This is a genomic window from Pseudomonas saudimassiliensis (assembly GCF_000939975.1).
Taxonomy (GTDB): domain Bacteria; phylum Pseudomonadota; class Gammaproteobacteria; order Pseudomonadales; family Pseudomonadaceae; genus Halopseudomonas; species Halopseudomonas saudimassiliensis.
The window spans coordinates 2,103,710-2,120,727 of the sequence record NZ_LK391969.1 but is presented as its reverse complement, the minus strand read 5'-3'; the positions used below and the strand labels follow the sequence as shown (position 1 = coordinate 2,120,727).

General features: G+C 60.4%; 17 protein-coding genes. 9 read left to right on the top strand and 8 right to left on the bottom strand.

Features of this window, described 5'->3' with window-relative positions; all coding sequences use genetic code 11:
- Window position 1: 1 nt before the first annotated feature.
- From VG99_RS09835 to VG99_RS09825, 3 genes are read left to right on the top strand one after another with little or no spacing between them, the layout of a single operon-like run.
- Window positions 2-358, top strand: a complete 357-nt coding sequence (locus VG99_RS09835) for a HesB/IscA family protein (protein ID WP_044499647.1) — start codon at window positions 2-4, stop codon at window positions 356-358.
- A 1-nt stretch (window position 359) separates the two neighbouring features.
- Window positions 360-893 carry a putative Fe-S cluster assembly protein SufT gene (sufT, locus tag VG99_RS09830; RefSeq protein WP_204216710.1) on the top strand — a complete coding sequence of 178 codons (534 nt, stop codon included), beginning with the start codon at window positions 360-362 and terminating at the stop codon, window positions 891-893.
- 21 nt (window positions 894-914) lie between these two features.
- Window positions 915-1,334, top strand: a complete 420-nt coding sequence (locus tag VG99_RS09825) for a SufE family protein (RefSeq protein ID WP_044499644.1) — start codon at window positions 915-917, stop codon at window positions 1,332-1,334.
- Between the two features lie 100 nt (window positions 1,335-1,434).
- On the opposite strand, the gene VG99_RS15770 is transcribed toward VG99_RS09825, so the two are convergent.
- The 8 genes from VG99_RS15770 to ppsR all read right to left on the bottom strand — a co-directional run bounded on the left by VG99_RS15770 (window position 1,435) and on the right by ppsR (window position 10,997).
- On the bottom strand, window positions 1,435-1,593 hold the full coding sequence (locus VG99_RS15770) for a YqaE/Pmp3 family membrane protein (RefSeq protein WP_044499643.1): 159 nt from the start codon (window positions 1,591-1,593) through the stop codon (window positions 1,435-1,437).
- Window positions 1,594-1,690: 97 nt separating this feature from the next.
- A complete protein-coding gene (locus VG99_RS09815) occupies window positions 1,691-3,013 on the bottom strand; it encodes a sulfite reductase subunit alpha (RefSeq protein ID WP_052508769.1) in 1,323 nt (440 codons plus the stop codon).
- Complete coding sequence (locus tag VG99_RS09810) at window positions 3,013-3,885, bottom strand: DUF4198 domain-containing protein (protein ID WP_044499642.1); 873 nt, start codon at window positions 3,883-3,885, stop codon at window positions 3,013-3,015. The genes VG99_RS09815 and VG99_RS09810 overlap by 1 nt, the downstream gene beginning before the upstream one ends.
- Before the next feature lie 35 nt (window positions 3,886-3,920).
- Window positions 3,921-4,430: a DUF2271 domain-containing protein gene (locus VG99_RS09805; protein WP_044499641.1), complete on the bottom strand. Its 510-nt coding sequence runs from the start codon at window positions 4,428-4,430 to the stop codon at window positions 3,921-3,923.
- A 21-nt stretch (window positions 4,431-4,451) separates the two neighbouring features.
- Window positions 4,452-5,048 carry a PepSY-associated TM helix domain-containing protein gene (locus VG99_RS09800; RefSeq protein WP_044499640.1) on the bottom strand — a complete coding sequence of 199 codons (597 nt, stop codon included), beginning with the start codon at window positions 5,046-5,048 and terminating at the stop codon, window positions 4,452-4,454.
- Between the two features lie 46 nt (window positions 5,049-5,094).
- Window positions 5,095-7,449, bottom strand: a complete 2,355-nt coding sequence (locus tag VG99_RS09795) for a TonB-dependent receptor domain-containing protein (protein ID WP_044499639.1) — start codon at window positions 7,447-7,449, stop codon at window positions 5,095-5,097.
- A 239-nt stretch (window positions 7,450-7,688) separates the two neighbouring features.
- Window positions 7,689-9,941 (bottom strand): TonB-dependent receptor domain-containing protein, encoded by a 2,253-nt coding sequence (locus tag VG99_RS09790; protein WP_044499637.1) that lies wholly within the window; start codon window positions 9,939-9,941, stop codon window positions 7,689-7,691.
- Window positions 9,942-10,178: 237 nt separating this feature from the next.
- Window positions 10,179-10,997: a posphoenolpyruvate synthetase regulatory kinase/phosphorylase PpsR gene (gene ppsR, locus VG99_RS09785; protein WP_044499635.1), complete on the bottom strand. Its 819-nt coding sequence runs from the start codon at window positions 10,995-10,997 to the stop codon at window positions 10,179-10,181.
- A gap of 151 nt (window positions 10,998-11,148) precedes the next feature.
- On the opposite strand from ppsR, the gene ppsA reads away from it, so the two are divergent.
- The 6 genes from ppsA to VG99_RS09755 all read left to right on the top strand — a co-directional run bounded on the left by ppsA (window position 11,149) and on the right by VG99_RS09755 (window position 16,902).
- The gene (gene ppsA / locus VG99_RS09780; protein ID WP_044499634.1) at window positions 11,149-13,518 is read left to right on the top strand and encodes a phosphoenolpyruvate synthase; all 2,370 of its coding nucleotides are present in this window, start codon (window positions 11,149-11,151) and stop codon (window positions 13,516-13,518) included.
- A gap of 20 nt (window positions 13,519-13,538) precedes the next feature.
- Window positions 13,539-14,024 carry a ribonuclease E activity regulator RraA gene (gene rraA / locus VG99_RS09775; protein WP_044499633.1) on the top strand — a complete coding sequence of 162 codons (486 nt, stop codon included), beginning with the start codon at window positions 13,539-13,541 and terminating at the stop codon, window positions 14,022-14,024.
- Window positions 14,025-14,132: 108 nt separating this feature from the next.
- On the top strand, window positions 14,133-14,387 hold the full coding sequence (locus VG99_RS09770) for a hypothetical protein (RefSeq protein ID WP_044499632.1): 255 nt from the start codon (window positions 14,133-14,135) through the stop codon (window positions 14,385-14,387).
- A gap of 11 nt (window positions 14,388-14,398) precedes the next feature.
- Window positions 14,399-15,220 (top strand): mechanosensitive ion channel family protein, encoded by an 822-nt coding sequence (locus VG99_RS09765; protein ID WP_044499630.1) that lies wholly within the window; start codon window positions 14,399-14,401, stop codon window positions 15,218-15,220.
- A gap of 37 nt (window positions 15,221-15,257) precedes the next feature.
- The gene (sigX, locus tag VG99_RS09760; protein ID WP_275425472.1) at window positions 15,258-15,839 is read left to right on the top strand and encodes an RNA polymerase sigma factor SigX; all 582 of its coding nucleotides are present in this window, start codon (window positions 15,258-15,260) and stop codon (window positions 15,837-15,839) included.
- 94 nt (window positions 15,840-15,933) lie between these two features.
- A complete protein-coding gene (locus VG99_RS09755) occupies window positions 15,934-16,902 on the top strand; it encodes an OmpA family protein (RefSeq protein WP_044499628.1) in 969 nt (322 codons plus the stop codon).
- The last annotated feature ends 116 nt before the right edge of the window (window positions 16,903-17,018 follow it).

Below are 17,018 nucleotides of genomic sequence, written 5' to 3'. Positions count from 1 at the left end.
TATGAGTGTCGAATCATTTGATCCAACCAGCCGGGTGGTCTCCGTTACCCCGGCTGCGCTCGAACACTTCCGGCGCCAGTTGAGCAACCAGCCGGGCAAGGCCGTGCGGGTCAGCGTCAAGAAAAGCGGCTGCACCGGTTTCATGTATGTCATTGACATGGTGGAGCAGGGCGCTGCCGAGGATCTGCATTACCAGCTGGATGACCAGGTCGAGCTGCTGGTGGATCGTGAGAGTCTGGCGATCCTCTCCGGCACTGAAATCGACATGGTGAAAGAGGGTATCAACCGTCAGATCCGCTTCATTAACCCCAACGTCAAAGACCAGTGTGGTTGTGGCGAAAGCTTCAGTGTGAGTTGACATGGAAAGACGTATGGTTGTCGCCCGGGCGGATTGCCCGGCGCGACGGGTTCCCGATGGCACGCCACTGACGATCCCGAAAGACACCTTTGTAACCATTACCCAGGCGCTCGGCGGCAACTACACCGTCACCTACAACGGCCAGATGGTCCGCGTGGATGGTACCGATGCAGAAAGCCTGGGGCTTGAGCCTGAGCTGCTGAGCTTTCCTGCGGCGAGCGATGACCAGATCCGTGAAGAGGATGTCTGGACGGCGCTGGGAACCGTATATGATCCGGAAATTCCGGTGGACCTGGTCAACCTCGGCCTCATCTATTCGGTGGTCATCGACCAGCAGCGCAAGAAGGTGGATATCAGCATGACCCTCACGGCCCCCGGTTGCGGCATGGGTCCGGTGCTGGTCGGTGATGTCGAGTATCGCGTGCGGCTGGTGCCCAACGTGGAGAGTGTGCATGTTGACCTGGTATTCGACCCACCGTGGAGCCGCGACATGATGAGTGAAGAAGCGCAACTCGCAACCGGTATGTTTTTCTAAAGGCGACCTCAAGGACCTTGCATGAGCCAGTTCGGCACAGAAATCAGCAGCGACGACGTCATCGAAACCCTGTCATTCTTTGACAGCTGGGAAGATCGTTACAAGTACATCATCGACCTGGGTCGTGAGCTACCGCCCCTGGATGACAGTGAGCGCACCGACGACAACATTGTGCGCGGTTGCCAGAGCCAGGTCTGGCTGACCAGCCGGGCAGCCGATGGCAAGCTGTATTTCGATGCCGACAGCGACGCCTTTATCGTCAAGGGCTTGCTGGCCGTGGTACTGGCGGCCTACAACGGCAAGACGCCGGAGGCCATTCTGGCGTTCGATATCGAGGACTATTTCACCCGTCTCAACCTTCTCAAGCATTTGAGCGTGACCCGGGGCAACGGCCTGCGCGCCATGGTCAAGCGCATCAGGGACACCGCCGAAGCCCAGTAAGGCCTGACGTGGTCCTTCTGGGGTGAGAGGAAAACTGCCCGCGGGAAAGGCCGGGGGCAGTGCAGGGCAGGAACCCGGAGGTTTGCTGCCGCCGCCGCTGTCAGCGGCGGGCAATGATCCATACGGCGTGGATGATGCCAGGTAGATACCCAAACAGTGTCAGCAGGATATTCAGCCAGAAAGCCCCGGCAAACCCGACCTGGAGAAAGACGCCCAGCGGCGGCAGCAGAATGGCGATGATAATTCTGATGATGTCCATGTATGCACTCCTGTTTTAAAAAGAACCGCTGATCATGCCAAGCGGGTGGTCAGGTTCTGTGACTGCCACCGAAGCCGTAAGGTTCCGGCGCACGACCTCAGTATAGATCCCGTCGATAGCGTTGCTGCTCCTCAAGAGCCCGCCATTGCTCTGCGCTCAACACTTCCTGCAGTACCCGGTGTGTTTCCCTGCCGACGCCGGCAAGCCGGCCACAGACGTGGATACTGGCGCCCTGATCAACCCATAGCCGCAGCTCATCCGCTTTTTCCCGCAAGCGGTGCTGGGCGTACGCCGATTGATCACCGGCCCGGGAAAAACACCTGTCCAGCACCAGCTGCTCCCGGGCGACCCAGGCATCCAGTTCATCGGCCAGCCAGACATCATGCACCTGGCAGCGCTCGCCGAAGATCAGCCAGGTGTCCTGCCGGGCCAGATGCTGACGCCGCCGGAGCAGGCTGCGCAACCCGGCCAGCCCGGTCCCCGCACCGATAAGGATGCTTGGAGCGGCGCTGTCCGGTAAATGAAAGCCGGGATTGGACTGCAACTGAATATTCACCACACTGCCAGGCTCGGCATGCCGGCACAGCCAGCCCGAACCCTGTCCCAGCCTGCCATCCGCATCGGTTACCTGACGCACGATCAGTTCCAGCACCCCGTCTTCCGGCAGACTGGCGATGGAATAGGTGCGTTGGATAGCGCCGATCTGCACGCGGGCAAGATCGCCGGCCTGCCACTCCGGCAATGCCCCGGCCGGCGCCAGGCGGATCAGCCAGGCCGCGTTCCCGGGGCTGCCGGGGTTGAGCTGGAACCGGTCGAGCAGGGTCCACTGGGTCATCGCAGCGCCGGACGGGGTGCTCTCCAGCGGCAAACCCGTCCAGGCGGCGACCCGCCGATGCCAATGCTCCAGGGCGCCGGGCTCCATCCGGTCTACGGTGCCCGACTCCAGCGCAGCTGTGGCACCGGCTTGGTCAAGCCAGCGCTCAACCCGCCGACCGAATCCACAGAAATCGGCATAATTTCGATCCCCCAGCGCCAGCAAGGCATAGTGCAGATGGCTCAGGTCAGGCCGCTGGCTCCCGGCCCGCTGCAGGAAACCAGCGCCGTTGTCCGGGGCTTCGCCTTCGCCGTAGGTACTGACCACGAACAATGCCCGGGAGTGATTGGCGAGCATCGCCGGTGTGACGCCATTGAGCGGCATCAGCATGGACGGGAGCTGTCGTTCGCGGCAAGCCGCATCAAGGCGTTCGGCGATTGCCCGGGCCGCGCCCGACTGGCTGGCATAGCCGATTAACCATTCAGAACCAATGGCCGAGCGACTCGCCGGGCGAAGCGCCTTGCGGCCTAGGCAATACCAGCACAGCAGCAGCCAGGCAGCGACTGCCAGCGCGGCCCATACCAGGCGCAACGGCAGTAACTCCATCAGGGCGCCAGGACTTCAAGGGTGGCGCTGTAAGTAGCGCGCCGCTGGGTCACCGGGGCGGTCACGCCAGCCTGTTGCACCAGCTTGGCCTCCAGCCACCAGAAGCCGGCGCTGGGCCAGGTGATGGCCACCTTGCCATTTTCATCGGTAGTCTGGCGAATATCGTTGAGGTCATCCCGATGGCGGATACCCCCTGGAATGACATTGACCTCGACGCCGGCGGCCGGCTTGCCATCCAGCAGGAAGACAAACTCCGCGGTTTCAGTGGCAAACAGATCGTTAGGGTGGGTAATGGGCTGCAGTTCCAGGCCGCGGCCGGTAGGCTCAAAGACTGTAGTGGTCGGCTCACCGGAGGTCACGAAAACCTCCATCCGCGACTCCATCTGGCTGACTTCCAGGTCCTGGGCCTCAGCCGGCACGGCTTCGGTCAGGTCGGCCAGGTCGCCCATCCAGCGCTGCTCCTCGCCATCGTGCTGGTAGCGGGCGAAATGGCGCGGCCCGCCGGCAATGGCCAGCTTGTAGGTGCCTTTCTGGGCAATCTCCACGTCGAACACGCTGCGGTATTTGCCAACATGGCCGTTCTGCGCGGGCACTTCCTTGCCGTCGGGCGCGGTAATGACCAGGCGGGTGGGCGCCCGGGGCCGGGCGTTGCGGTCGCCGCGCTGCGGCGCCTGGCCGATGCCCTCGAGTACCAACGGATGATGCTCGAAATAGAACAGATCATTGGAGACCGCGGCATCGACGCTGATCCATGCGTTATCGCCGGACAGTACCGTGGTCGACGGCAACATCCAGGCCCGGTGGGCTTGGGCCGAGAGGGGCAGGGTGATGGCGATGGCCAGGGTAGTCCAGCGGGTGAAGTTCGTCAGCATGGCGTGTTTCTATCCTTAATGAGGTGATGTTCGGGTCAGGGCAGCAGGCTGAGGCTAACCTTGCCCAGTTCGCTCTTGCCGCCGCCCTGGTGCTCGGTCGGTTCGGTCACCGGCCAGCTGAAGGGCAGGCGCACCAGTTCGCGGCCGCCCACTTCCCGGGCGGCCTCGACAAGCAGCTGGTAGTCGCCCGGCTCAAGGCTGGCCAACGCCGGGTGATCGGCAGGAATATCGATGCGGTGTGATCCCACTGGGCGGGTGGCGCCGGACAGTCCGTCCACCGGCAAGGTCAGCGAGCGGCCGCTGCGGCGCCACCATTGGCGCATGTCCTTGAGCCATTTTTCACCTTCCCGGTCCGCCAGCTTGAGGTCGTACCAAACCGCCAGGTCAGCCACATGGCCGTCGGCGTTTTCGATCCAGATGGCCACGTAGGGGCGATGATATTCGGCTACCGATAGCCGCGGCACCTCGACTGAAACGGTCAGCTCGGTCGCCGTGGCAGGCGCCGTCAGGGCCATGACCAACGGCAGCAGATACCCTTTACGCATGGACTTTTCTCCTTATTGGATTCAATGGATGAACAGCAGGGCAATGAGCACGGGAATCAGCAGGCCCAGGCCGGTCACCGGCCAGGTGCTGGGGCGATTGCGCGCCTGGCGTTGCAGCAGCAACAGGCCGGTGAGGCTGAAGATCACGCAGACTCCCGCAAAAATGTCGATAAACCAGCTCCAGGCCGCGCCGCTGTGCCGACCCTTGTGCAGGTCGTTGGCATAGGCGATCCAGCCGCGGTCGGTAGCTTCGAAGAACACTTCCCCGGTCTGCAGGTCGAGGGTCATCCAGGCGTCACTGCCCGGTTTGGGCATCCCCAGGTAGACCTCGTCGGCCGACCACTCCGCCGCCTTCTGGTCGAGCCGCAACTCCAGGCTGCGTTCCAGCCAGTCATGCAGGGGCGAGGGCAACCGCTGTTGCTGGGCAGCTTCCGGCAGCAACAGCGTCAACTCTGGCGGCATCTGCAGCTCCAGTGTACGAACCTGCGGCTGCGCCTCGATCCCCGCCGCGTGATTGAGGGTGATGCCGGTCACCGCGAACAACAGCATTCCCGCCAGGCACAGGGCGGAACTGATCCAGTGCCATTGCCGCAGTGTGCCGATAACCCGATGTTTCATTGCCTGATGCCCTAATGCAGGGCCCACGTGTGGTGGGCCAGGTTGGTCAGAAGCGGTAGTTGGCCGACAGCCACAGGCTGCGCGCCTTTTCCGTCACGTTATAGTCATTCGCGCACGACCAGGTGTCGTGATTGCCCAGGTCATCGTAGGTCGGCTCGCAGCTGCGGCCGGCCATATCCTTGTTCAGCAGGTTGTTGATGCGGCCGTGCAGGGTCAGGTCCTGGCTCGCTTGAAAGCGCATCCCCAGGTGATAGATGGCATAGGACTTGTAATACAGCTTGCGGGTGACCGGGCTTGGGCCGGTGCTGGTAGCCGTGCCGCGGTAGCGCTCGTCGCGCGCCTCGGCGATCAGCGCCACGTTCAGACGGGGCAGGGCATCCCAGCTGAGGCTGCCGTTGAGCATGTGCTCGGGCGTATTGACCAGCGGCAGGCCACGTTGCGCGCCGCTTTTCTGCTCGCTGTCGGTATAGGTGTAGTTACCGCTGAGCACGAGCGTGGGCAGGATTTCCCACCGCGCGGCCAGCTCGAGGCCCTTGGTCTGGGCCTTGTCGACGTTGGTGCTCTGGCTGAAGGTGTCGTAGCCCAGCTCCGCCCAACCGGGGCCGACGTCCACGCAGCCCGAACTGAGATAGCGCACGCCATCGGCGTTGTAGCAGTTGGGGATATCGTCCGCCCGGGTAATCTTGTCCTTGAACTCGTTGAAGAACAGCGTGGCGTTGGCATTGAAGTTGGTCAGGTTGTCGTAATAGGCGGCGATCTCGTAATTGGTGCTGGTTTCCGGCTGCAGGTCCGGCGAGCCGGCCATGGGGCTGACGCCTTGCCCACCGAAGCCGACGATACCGGGGAACAGCTGGTTTGGCTTCGGCGTCTTGTAGCCCGTGCTGACGCCGCCCTTCACCGTCCACTGGTCAGTGGTGCGCCAGGTGAGGTAGGCCCGCGGGCTGACCTCGGCGCCGAAGATATTGTGATCGTCGTAACGCGCCCCGTAGGTGAAGGTCAACTGGTCGGTGAGATCCCAGTTGTCCTCGGCAAACAACGCCCATTGCTTGTGATCCTGGGTAGTACCGGACTGGTAATTCGCGCCATCCATCCCGAACACGCCGTCCTCCATCTCCGCCAGGAAGTATTGGCCGCCCAGGGTGAAATGGTGATCGCCGACCGTGCTGCTCAGCTTGGTATCGAAAATGGTGTTGCGGATTTCCAGCTCACGACGGTTGCGCGGCAGGAAGGTGCGCTCGAGCTCCGCGCGCAGTTCGTCGGTCAACTCCGGCGTGCCGACGCCCTGATCCGCCGCGGCCTGGTCCCAGATGTCCTGCAGGGCGCTGCGCTCCTGCACGGTCAGCGGCAGGGACCGCCCCAGGTTGCTGCTGGTACTGCGGGTCAGGCTGGTATCGCTGGTACCGAAGCTCCAGCGCCCGGTATGGGCCAGCACAAACTGCTCCCGCTCGACGCGCTGATGTTCGGCGTAACCAACACGCGGCTGGATGATGCCCGCCCGCGCGCGCCACAGGCTGTCCACCGAGTCGAGGGTGCCGGTCTGGCCTTCGGTGTTGTCGTAGCGCTGTTTGGCGATATCGTATTCGAACTGGAAGTCGTGGTCCTCCAGCGGCGTCAGGTTGAGCGTGAAGCCGGCGTTCCAGTTCTTCGCCGCAACAATCTTCTTGTCACCGAAGCTGCCGCCGTCCTCGAACACGCTGCCGTCGCCGTTGATGAAGGTGCCTACGCTGTAACCCGGGTCGCTTTGCTCACGGTCGTAGAGACTGGCGCGCAGCCCCAGGCCGAGCAGGCCGTCAATCAACGGCCCACTGGCGAACAGGTCGGTCTTGCGGTCATCGCCGAACTGGGAGTCCTCCTGGATGGTAATCCCGTGGCTGATCGAGCCGCCCCAGTTGTCCTGCACCTTGCGGGTGATGATATTGATGACGCCGCCCATGGCGTCGGCGCCATAGAGGGTGGACATCGGCCCGCGGATTACCTCGATCCGCTCGATGGCATCCATTGAAGGCATGTACATGAACTGGCTGTTGCCGAAGTTGTTCGGCCCGATATCGCCGATATCGCTCTGGCGGCGTCCGTCGATCAGCACCAGGGTGTAGTCCTTGGGCAGGCCGCGCATGGTGATGCTGATGTTGCCGTTCTTGTCGAGATCGGCACCTACATCCACGCCCTCAATGTCGCGCAGGGCGTCGGCGAGGCCCGCGTAGGGCTTGCTCTGGAGTTGCTCGCGGCTGATCACGCTGATGCTCGCCGGCGCATCGGTTATCTTCTGTTCGAAACCCGTAGCCGATACCACGGTGACATCCGGCAAATGGATCGAGTCCTGGTTGGCCAGCGCCAGGCCGGCCGCCAACATGGCTGCGCCACCGGTAAGGTGGGCGGGAAGGGAGGTTCTGATCGACATCCGTTAGTGCTCCTTAACATGCCCAATCCGGGCTTCCGATGTGATCATCATGCTAATCAGAATCGTTATCATTATTGATTGTGGGCGAGAGTATAAGGAGCCAGACGCGAAAGGGCTACTGGAATTTGCGGATAAACAGGAATATGTCGCGTTTGCAGCGGCGAAGCGAGAGTGTGCGTAGCGGGGGGAAGCCAGAAATAAAAACGCCCGCAGAAGCGGGCGTCGGCAGAGCGTGGATGTTAGAAGTCGATCGTGGCCGAGAGCCAGAGGCGGCGGCCTTCCTCCAGCGTGCCTTCAGCAGAACGCCCGATCTGCACGTAGTTGGAAGCCCAGCCGGTGACCGGCCCGTTCGCGGTGTTGTAGGTGTAACTGCTGCCGTCAGTGAAGTCCTTGTCGAACACGTTATAGATAGTGGCCGTGAGCGTGACATTTTCCGAAGCGCGGAATGCGCCGCCCAGATGAAAGACTTCATAGGCATCAAGATCTCCAACCTGATCCATGATCGCTCGGTTAGCAGCGCTCAGGTTCGCATAACGGTCGGTAAAGCGAGCGCGTTCGCCGCGATACTCGCCCTTGAACCAGAGCGAGAGGCGATCATTGGCGTCCCAGTTGAGCCGCGCAAAGGCCAGGTGCTTGGCCATGTTGGTCAGCGGAGCGCCTTCATTGGTGCCGCTTTTCTGTTCACTGTCGGTATAGGTGTAGTTACCGCTCAGGGTCCAGCGGGGCGCGAACTCCCAACTGGCAGCCACCTCGACACCCTGGGTTTTCGCTTCACCAATATTGGTCATCTGCGCGAACTCTTCCTGGGTGAAGCCGCTGCCATAGCTTACGCAACCTGGCTGATTCGGACTTTCTGAGGAGAAACAGTTCGGCAGCGCCGTGCCCGAATCGATCTTGTCCTTGAAGTCATTATGGAAGATGGTCACGTTGGCATTAAAGCCCGCCAGGTTATCGAAGTACGCTCCAATCTCGGTATTGGTGGTGATTTCGGGGTCCAGATCGGGACTACCGATGGTAATGGTGCTGCCCTGGCCGGTGACGCCATTGATGCCGTTATGAAGATCGTTGATATCCGGGGTACGGTAGCCCTTGCTCACGCCGCCCTTGAGCGTCCAGTTGTCCGTGGTGTTCCAGACCAGGTAAGCACGCGGACTGAAATGCCCACCATAGGCATCGTGGTCCTCATAACGGCCGCCCAGGGTGAGCGCAAGATCGTCACGCAGCCGCCATTCATCTTCGAGGAACAGCGACCAGGATTTCTGCTTGAACGTCTCCCCAGCAATACCATCGACAACTTCACCATCCCAGTACTGCGCACCGACAACGGCGATATGGGACTCGCCAACGGGGGCGGAGAGCTTGGTATCGAAGATCAGGTCGGTGGATTCCAGCTCGCGGTCATCGCCACCGACGATTGACTGATAGGGGGCAGGGTAGGGCTGGCCGAGCGTACCTGGAATGGTGCGTCCGATGGTCTCGGTCTTGTTATGGGTGATGGCGCTGTCCCACACGCCGATATCCAGCCGGGCAGTATGGCCTAGCGCAAATTGGTCGCGCTCGAAGCGCAGCTCGTCAGCGTAACCATTGATGACGGTAGGATCAGGCTCGCTGCAGGCCACTGTGGCGCTGCCGCCCTCATAACCATCCAGGGTGCCCAGCTGGCATTCGTCGTTCTCATAGACCTGGCGGCCACGTTCGAAATCCAGGTAGAAATCATGTTGTTCAGTGGGCGTCAGCGAGAGCCGAGCCCCCAGCACGTTGTTGCGGCCTTCCACCGGCGAGACACCCCGACGGCTGACGGTGCTGTCATTGTCGAACATCAGGTCCGACTCGTCCCGCAGATGGACGTTGCCCCGTACCGCCAGTCCCAGCAAGTCTTCTACCAGCGGGCCGCTCGCATAGATGCTGGCGTTGCTGGTGTCGCCATAGTCGCTGTCTTCCTGGAAGGTATGGCCCAGGGTGACGGAACCGCTCCATTCCTTCGCCACTTTCTTGGTTATGATATTGATCACGCCACCCATGGCGTCGGAGCCATAGAGCGTCGACATTGGCCCGCGGATCACTTCGATGCGTTCAATGGCGGACATCGGCGGCATGAAGCTGGTAGAGGTCTCGTTGAAGCCGTTGGGCGTCACGTTGCCCGCTGAGTTCTGACGGCGGCCGTCGACCAGGATCAGGGTGTATTCGCTGGGCATACCGCGGATGCTGATATTCAAGCCGCCGGTCTTGCCGGTGCCCTGGCGAATGTCGATGCCGTCAACGTTGTCCAGGGCCTGCGCCAGGTTACTGAACCGATTCTGCTGCAAATCCTCCTGACTGATGACACTGATGCTTGCCGGCGCTTCGGTTATCTTCTGCTCGAAGCCCGAGGCAGTGACGACGGTATCGGCGAGGCGAACCGCTTCGTCGTTCGCCAGGGCCACGCTGCTGGCCAGCAGGCTCAAGCTGCCGATAAGGGCGTAGTGGGCAAGGGCAGGTCGGTTCGGCAACATCGGGCACTCCTTTCAGAGGAACTGAAGACGGAATAGGTTGCGTCTATCAGAAGGATTGATAATGATTATCAGGCGCTGGCAATATTACATCTCAATCTGTAAATTTCAACCGGCAAATGTAAATCGTTACCAGGATCTGGACGGAGCGCGGAATGTTACCGCGTCGCCGCGTATCAGCGGGCTGATACGCGGCAGCTATGCAGGGAAGCAGGGACGGGAAGCGAAAGAGGGCGGATGTTATTTCAGTCGCCGCTCGATGCCCATATGCACGAGAATCTTGGCGGAGATCTCTTCAACCGAAAAATGGGTTGAATTGATGTGCGGGATATTCTCCCGGCGGAACAGGTTTTCCACCTCGCGAATCTCGAATTCGCACTGGGCGAAGCTCGCGTAACGACTGTTGGGACGCCGCTCGTTGCGAATGCTGGCCAGGCGATCGGCATCAATCGTCAGGCCAAACAGCTTCTGTTTATAGGGCTTGAGGGCCGCCGGTAGCTGCAAGCGCTCCATATCGTCATCCGTTAGCGGATAGTTTGCCGCACGAATGCCATACTGCAGGGCCATATAAAGGCAGGAAGGGGTCTTGCCGCAGCGGGAGACGCCGACCAGGATGATATCCGCTTCCTTGTAGTGATGGGTGCGGGCACCATCGTCGTTGTCCATGGCAAAGTGCACCGCATCGATGCGGTCGTGGTAGTTGCTGTTGTGCTGGATCGAATGGGACTTGCCTACCGAGTAGGAGGAACCGGCACCGAGCTCCTGTTCCAGGGGAGCAAGGAAGGTAGAAAAGATGTCAATGATGTAACCCTTGGACTGGGTCAGTTCCTTATGGATGTCGCGGTTGACCACCGTTTCGAAAATGATCGGTCGTTGACCATCTGCCTCGGCAGCGGCATCGATTTGTTGTACCATGTCCCGCGCTTTTTCCACGGTGTCCACATAGGGCCGCAGCAGCTTGCTGAATTGGATGTTCTCGAATTGGGAGAGCAGGCTTTGGCCAAGCGTCTCGGCAGTGATACCGGTACCATCGGAAATGAAAAAAGCAGTGCGTTTCATGCGCGAAGCCTTAGAATAACGAAATTTTGCGAGGGCGTCGGTCCTGAGCCCTCGATCAGCGTCAAAGTGGCATTGTGGCGTATTTGTGACTTGCAGACCAGACGGCAGAGCCGCACTGCGAACCTATTCATTGATTGACGGAGAGATCACCTTGCTAGAGTACGTCGTGTCCTTTGAGCAACTGGGTGTTGGAGATGTTGAGCGCGTTGGTGGCAAGAACGCATCGCTTGGCGAAATGATCAGCAATCTGGCCGGTGCCGGCGTTTCCGTACCGGGTGGTTTTGCCACCACTGCTGACGCCTATCGCGAGTTTCTCGAACAGAGTGGTCTCAACGACCGTATCAATGCCGCGCTGGATGCGCTGGATGTGGATGACGTGAATGCCCTGGCGCGCACCGGCGCCCAGATCCGCCAGTGGGTCATGGATGCCGAGTTCCCCGCCGCCCTTGATCAGGCCATCCGCACTGCCTTCGCCGAGCTGTCCGCCGGCAACGAGAACCTCGCCGTTGCGGTACGTTCCTCCGCTACTGCCGAAGACCTGCCCGACGCCTCCTTTGCCGGTCAGCAGGAAACCTTCCTGAATATCCGTGGCGTGGATAACGTCATCCGCGCTGCCAAGGAGGTATTCGCCTCCCTATTCAATGATCGCGCCATCGCCTACCGCGTACACCAGGGTTTCGACCACAAGCTGGTGGCCCTGTCCGCCGGTGTGCAGCGCATGGTTCGCTCGGAAACCGGCACCGCCGGTGTGATGTTCACCCTGGACACCGAGTCCGGCTTCCGCGATGTAGTCTTCATCACCGGCGCCTACGGCCTGGGTGAGACCGTGGTTCAGGGCGCCGTGAACCCGGACGAGTTCTATGTTCACAAGCCGACCCTGGAAGCGGGTCGTCCTTCGATCCTGCGCCGTAACCTGGGCAGCAAGGCCATCAAGATGATCTACGGCGAAGTGGCCAGCGCTGGCCGCTCGGTGCAGACCGTCGAGGTGGACAAGGCCGAGCGCGCCCGTTTCTGCCTAAGCGATGAAGAAGTCGTCAGCCTGGCCAAGCAGGCCATGACCATCGAAAAACACTACGGCCGCCCGATGGATATCGAGTGGGCCAAGGACGGTGACGACGGCAAGCTGTACATCGTCCAGGCGCGTCCCGAGACCGTGAAGAGCCGCAGCAACGTCAACGTGATGGAGCGTTACCTGCTGAAGGACAAGGGCACCGTACTGGTTGAAGGTCGCGCCATTGGCCAGCGTATCGGCGCCGGTCCGGTCAAGGTGATTCGTGATGTGTCCGAGATGGACAAGGTCCAGCCGGGCGACGTGCTGGTATCCGACATGACCGATCCCGATTGGGAGCCGGTAATGAAGCGCGCCAGCGCCATTGTCACCAACCGCGGCGGCCGTACCTGCCACGCGGCGATCATCGCCCGCGAGCTGGGTATTCCCGCGGTCGTCGGTTGCGGCAACGCCACCAGCGAACTGAGTGATGGCCAGGAAGTTACCGTTTCCTGCGCCGAAGGGGACACCGGCATGATCTACGCCGGCCGCCTGGATTTCGACATCCGTACCAATAGCGTCGATGCCATGCCGCCGCTGCCGTTCAAGATCATGATGAACGTCGGCAACCCCGACCGCGCCTTCGACTTCGCCAACCTGCCCAACGAGGGTGTTGGTCTGGCCCGTCTGGAATTCATCATCAACCGCATGATCGGTGTGCACCCCAAGGCGCTGCTGAATTTCGACGGCCTGCCCACCGAAGTCAAGGACAGCGTCGAGAAGCGCATCGCCGGCTACGCTGATCCGGTCAGCTTCTATGTCGACAAGCTGGTCGAGGGTGTGAGCACACTGGCGGCTGCCTTCTGGCCGAAGAAGGTCATCGTGCGCCTGTCGGACTTCAAGTCCAACGAATATGCCAACCTGATCGGTGGTCGCCTGTACGAGCCCGAGGAAGAAAACCCGATGCTGGGCTTCCGTGGCGCCTCCCGTTATATCAGTGAATCCTTCCGCGATTGCTTCGAGTTGGAATGCCGCGCAATGAAGCGTGTACGCGACGAGATGGGCCTGACCAACGTCGAGATCATGGTGCCCTTCGTGCGTACCGTGGGCGAAGCCAAGCAGGTAGTCGAGCTGTTGGCCGAAAACGGTCTCAAGCGCGGCGAAAACGGCCTGCGTCTGATCATGATGTGCGAGCTGCCGGCCAACGCCTTGCTGGCTGATGAGTTCCTCGAGCACTTCGATGGCTTCTCCATCGGCTCAAACGACCTGACCCAGCTGACCCTGGGCCTGGATCGCGACTCCGGTATCATCGCCCACCTGTTCGACGAGCGTAACGCCGCAGTCAAGAAGTTGCTGGCTAACGCCATCGCCGCCTGCCGCAAGGCCGACAAGTACATCGGTATCTGCGGCCAGGGTCCCTCGGATCATCCGGACCTGGCGCGCTGGTTGATGGAGCAGGGGATCGAAAGCGTATCGCTGAACCCCGACTCGGTAATGGACACCTGGTTCTTCCTCGCGGAAAACAATAGCTGATCAACCCCAGGAGCATGACCATGCACTATATAACTCCGGATCTATGCGACGCTTACCCCGAGGTCGCGGTTGTTGAGCCCATGTTCACCAACTTCGGTGGCCACGATTCGTTCGGTGGCGAAATCGTCACCGTCAAATGCTTCGAGGACAACTCGGTGGTCAAGGAGTTGGTCGAAGAGAGCGGTGCCGGCAAGGTCATGGTGGTGGACGGCGGCGGTTCGCTGCGCTGTGCCATGTTGGGTGACATGCTGGCCGACAAGGCCGCCCGGAACGGCTGGGAAGGCATCATCATCTACGGCTGCGTTCGGGATGTGGATGTCTTGATCCAGACGCCGCTGGGTGTCCAGGCGCTGGCCAGCCACCCGCGCAAGAGCAACAAGCGCGGCGTCGGCGAGCACAACGTGCCGGTTACCTTTGGCGGCGTAACCTTCCGCCCGGGTGAGTATGTGTATGCCGACAACAACGGCATCATCGTCTCGCCCACCGCACTGCAGATGCCCGAGTAAGATCCACGGGCGTTCAGTTGGATACATCGGCCGGGTGACATCACCCGGCCGATGTGCGTCTGTGTTCATGGGTTTGCACCCTATATATCCACTGATTCGGAGATAGCCATGGACGATCCATTTGAACGTCAGCTGCGCGAAATGATGCGGGGCGATACCGCCGAGCAGGCTTCCAGCGCGGACGACAGACGGCTTGAACGCGTCCTGCACCGCGCCCATATCCACAGCGGTCTGTTCGACTTGCTCAAGTTGTTTTCCTGCTGGGGATGGGTCATCGGCGAGGGTGGCGGCCGCGGCTTGCGCCAGGCCGCCGCCGCCCGCCGGGAACGGCGCGATCCTCCTCCCTCTGACCTGAACTCATAGTGAGCCTACCCATGGAACAAGAAACCTGGAGCCAGAGTTTTGTGGCTGCGATGACTGCTTTGTGGACCAAAGTAGCGTCTTTCATTCCTGACCTGATCACAGCGCTGATTATCGTGCTGCTGGGCCTTGTCATCGCCCGCCTCATCGATGCGGTGCTGACCAAGGGGCTGGCCAAGCTGGGCCTCGACCGGTTGATGACCGGGGCAGGGGTGACCAAGATGCTCAGCCGTATCGGCATCGCCTCGCCGGTCTCGGCGGTCATCGGCAAGATCATCTACTGGTTCATCATTCTGACCTTTGTGGTCTCCGCGGCGGAAACCCTCGGCCTGGCCCGGGTCTCCGCTACGCTGGATGCCTTCGCCCTGTATCTGCCAAAGGTCTTCGGCGCCGCGCTCATTCTGCTGGCCGGTCTGTTGTTGTCACACCTGGTGGCGGGGATGGTGCGGGGCACCGTCGAGAGTATTGGCGCCGATTACGCCGGCGGCATCAGCCGGCTGGTCCAAGGGCTGCTGGTGATCATCACGGTATCGCTGGCCATCGGTCAGCTGCAGATCGAGACCCAGCTGCTCAATACCGTGATTGCAATCGTGCTGGTTTCCTTCGGTGCAGCCGCCGCCCTGGCCATGGGCCTGGGCAGCCGGGAAACGGTCAGCCAGATCATCGCCGGTGTCTATCTGCGCGAGCTGTATCAGGTGGGCGACCGGATCAAGGTAGAGGACCGGGAAGGCGTCATCGAGGAAATAGGCACCGTCAAGACGACCCTGGTGGATGACGAAGGCCGCTTCATCTCCATTGCCAACCGCACGTTGCTGGATAAACCCGTGTCGCATTGATCGCGCCACGGCCCTTTAACTTGTCGATGAATCCGTTTTGACCGATAGCCCGGCATCACGTAACCGCAGCCAATTATCCGAAATGACGGATGAAGAACTGGTTGCGCGTGCTAATCGTGAACTTTTTCATACAACTGTTGCCTATGAGGAGCTGATGCAGAGGTATCAACGCACGCTCTTCAATGTGTGTGCGCGCTATCTCGGCAACGAAAGAGATGCTGATGATGTATGTCAGGAAGTAATGCTCAAGGTGCTGCATGGGCTCAAGCACTTTGAAGGCAAGGCCAAGTTCAAGACATGGCTATATAGCATTACTTACAATGAATGCATCACCCAGTATCGAAAAGAAAAGCGGAAGCGGCGGTTATACGACGCGCTCAGTCTGGATACTCAGGAAGAAGCCCAAGAACCTGAGAGCCCGGCTGTAGACAGCAAGGGCCTTGACCATTGGCTTGTGCATGTCAACCAGGTGGATCGGGAAATCCTGGTATTGCGCTTCGTGGCGGAACTCGAGTTTCAAGAGATATCCGACATCATGAATATGGGATTAAGTGCCACCAAGATGCGCTACAAGCGGGCACTGGAGAGGTTGCGCAAGCATATTAATAATCCTTTTTAGATGCCACTGCCTTGAAAATCTGGAGCTTCTGCTATACTGCTTGCGAGTTTTGCGCAAAACCTAACGTCCGAATGGATTTAACGGGGATTCAAAGATGAAATTGAAAAACACAGTAGGTATCGTTGTAAGTGCTGCCATCGCCGGCTCCGCGCTGCCGGTCATGGCCCAGAGTGCCGGTTCGGTTGAAGTCGAAGCCTTTGCCAAGCGCTATTTCACCGATAGCCGCCACAATCTGGACGACGGTACTCTGGTTGGTGGCAGCCTCGGCTACTTCGTCACCGACGATGTACTGTTGAACATCGGCTTGGGTACTTATAAGAGTCTGGAAGTCGACAACGGCCCGAACTCTGGCGAAGATATCGATGGCAAGCTGGCCCACGTTGAAGCCGTTTACCACTTCGGCGAAGGTGCGCTGCGTCCTTACGTTTCCGGTGGTTTCGCTCACCAGGAACTGGAACAGATCGGCACCAACCAGGATGACCGCACCACCATGGCTGTGGCTGGTTTCGGTGTGAAGAACTACCTGAACGAGAACTTCTTCGTGAAGGCTGGTGTTGACGCCCTGTACGGTCTGGACCATGGCAACACCGAATGGCAGGCTGGCGTAGGTGTTGGTCTGAACTTCGGCGGCCGCGCCGCTCCGGTTGTAGCCCAGGCTGAACCTGCTCCCGCTCCGGCACCGGCTCCTGAGCCCGAGCCAGAAATGCAGTCCGTTCGCGTTGAGCTGGACGTCAAGTTCGACTTCGACCGCGACACCATTCGCCCTGAGTTCCGTCAAGACATCCAGAGCCTGGCCGAGTTCATGAAGACCTACCCGTCGGTAACCACTACCGTTGAAGGTCACACTGACTCCGTAGGTAGCGATGCCTATAACCAGAACCTGTCCGAGCGTCGTGCAAACTCCGTTCGTGAAGCTCTGATCGCTGAAGGTGTTGAGTCCTCCCGCGTGAACGCTGTTGGCCACGGCGAAGCTCGTCCGATTGCTGACAACAGCACCGACGACGGCCGCGCCATGAACCGTCGCGTTGAAGCAGAAGTTGAAACCGAGGTTGAAGTTCGTTAATCGATCTTCACCTTAAAGATCCCGCGGCGTCGTAATTGCGGCAACTCGGAATCAGCCTGCCAGGGAAGGCAGGCACAAAAAAGCCGGTTTAGGACCGGCTTTTTTGTGCCCGCGTT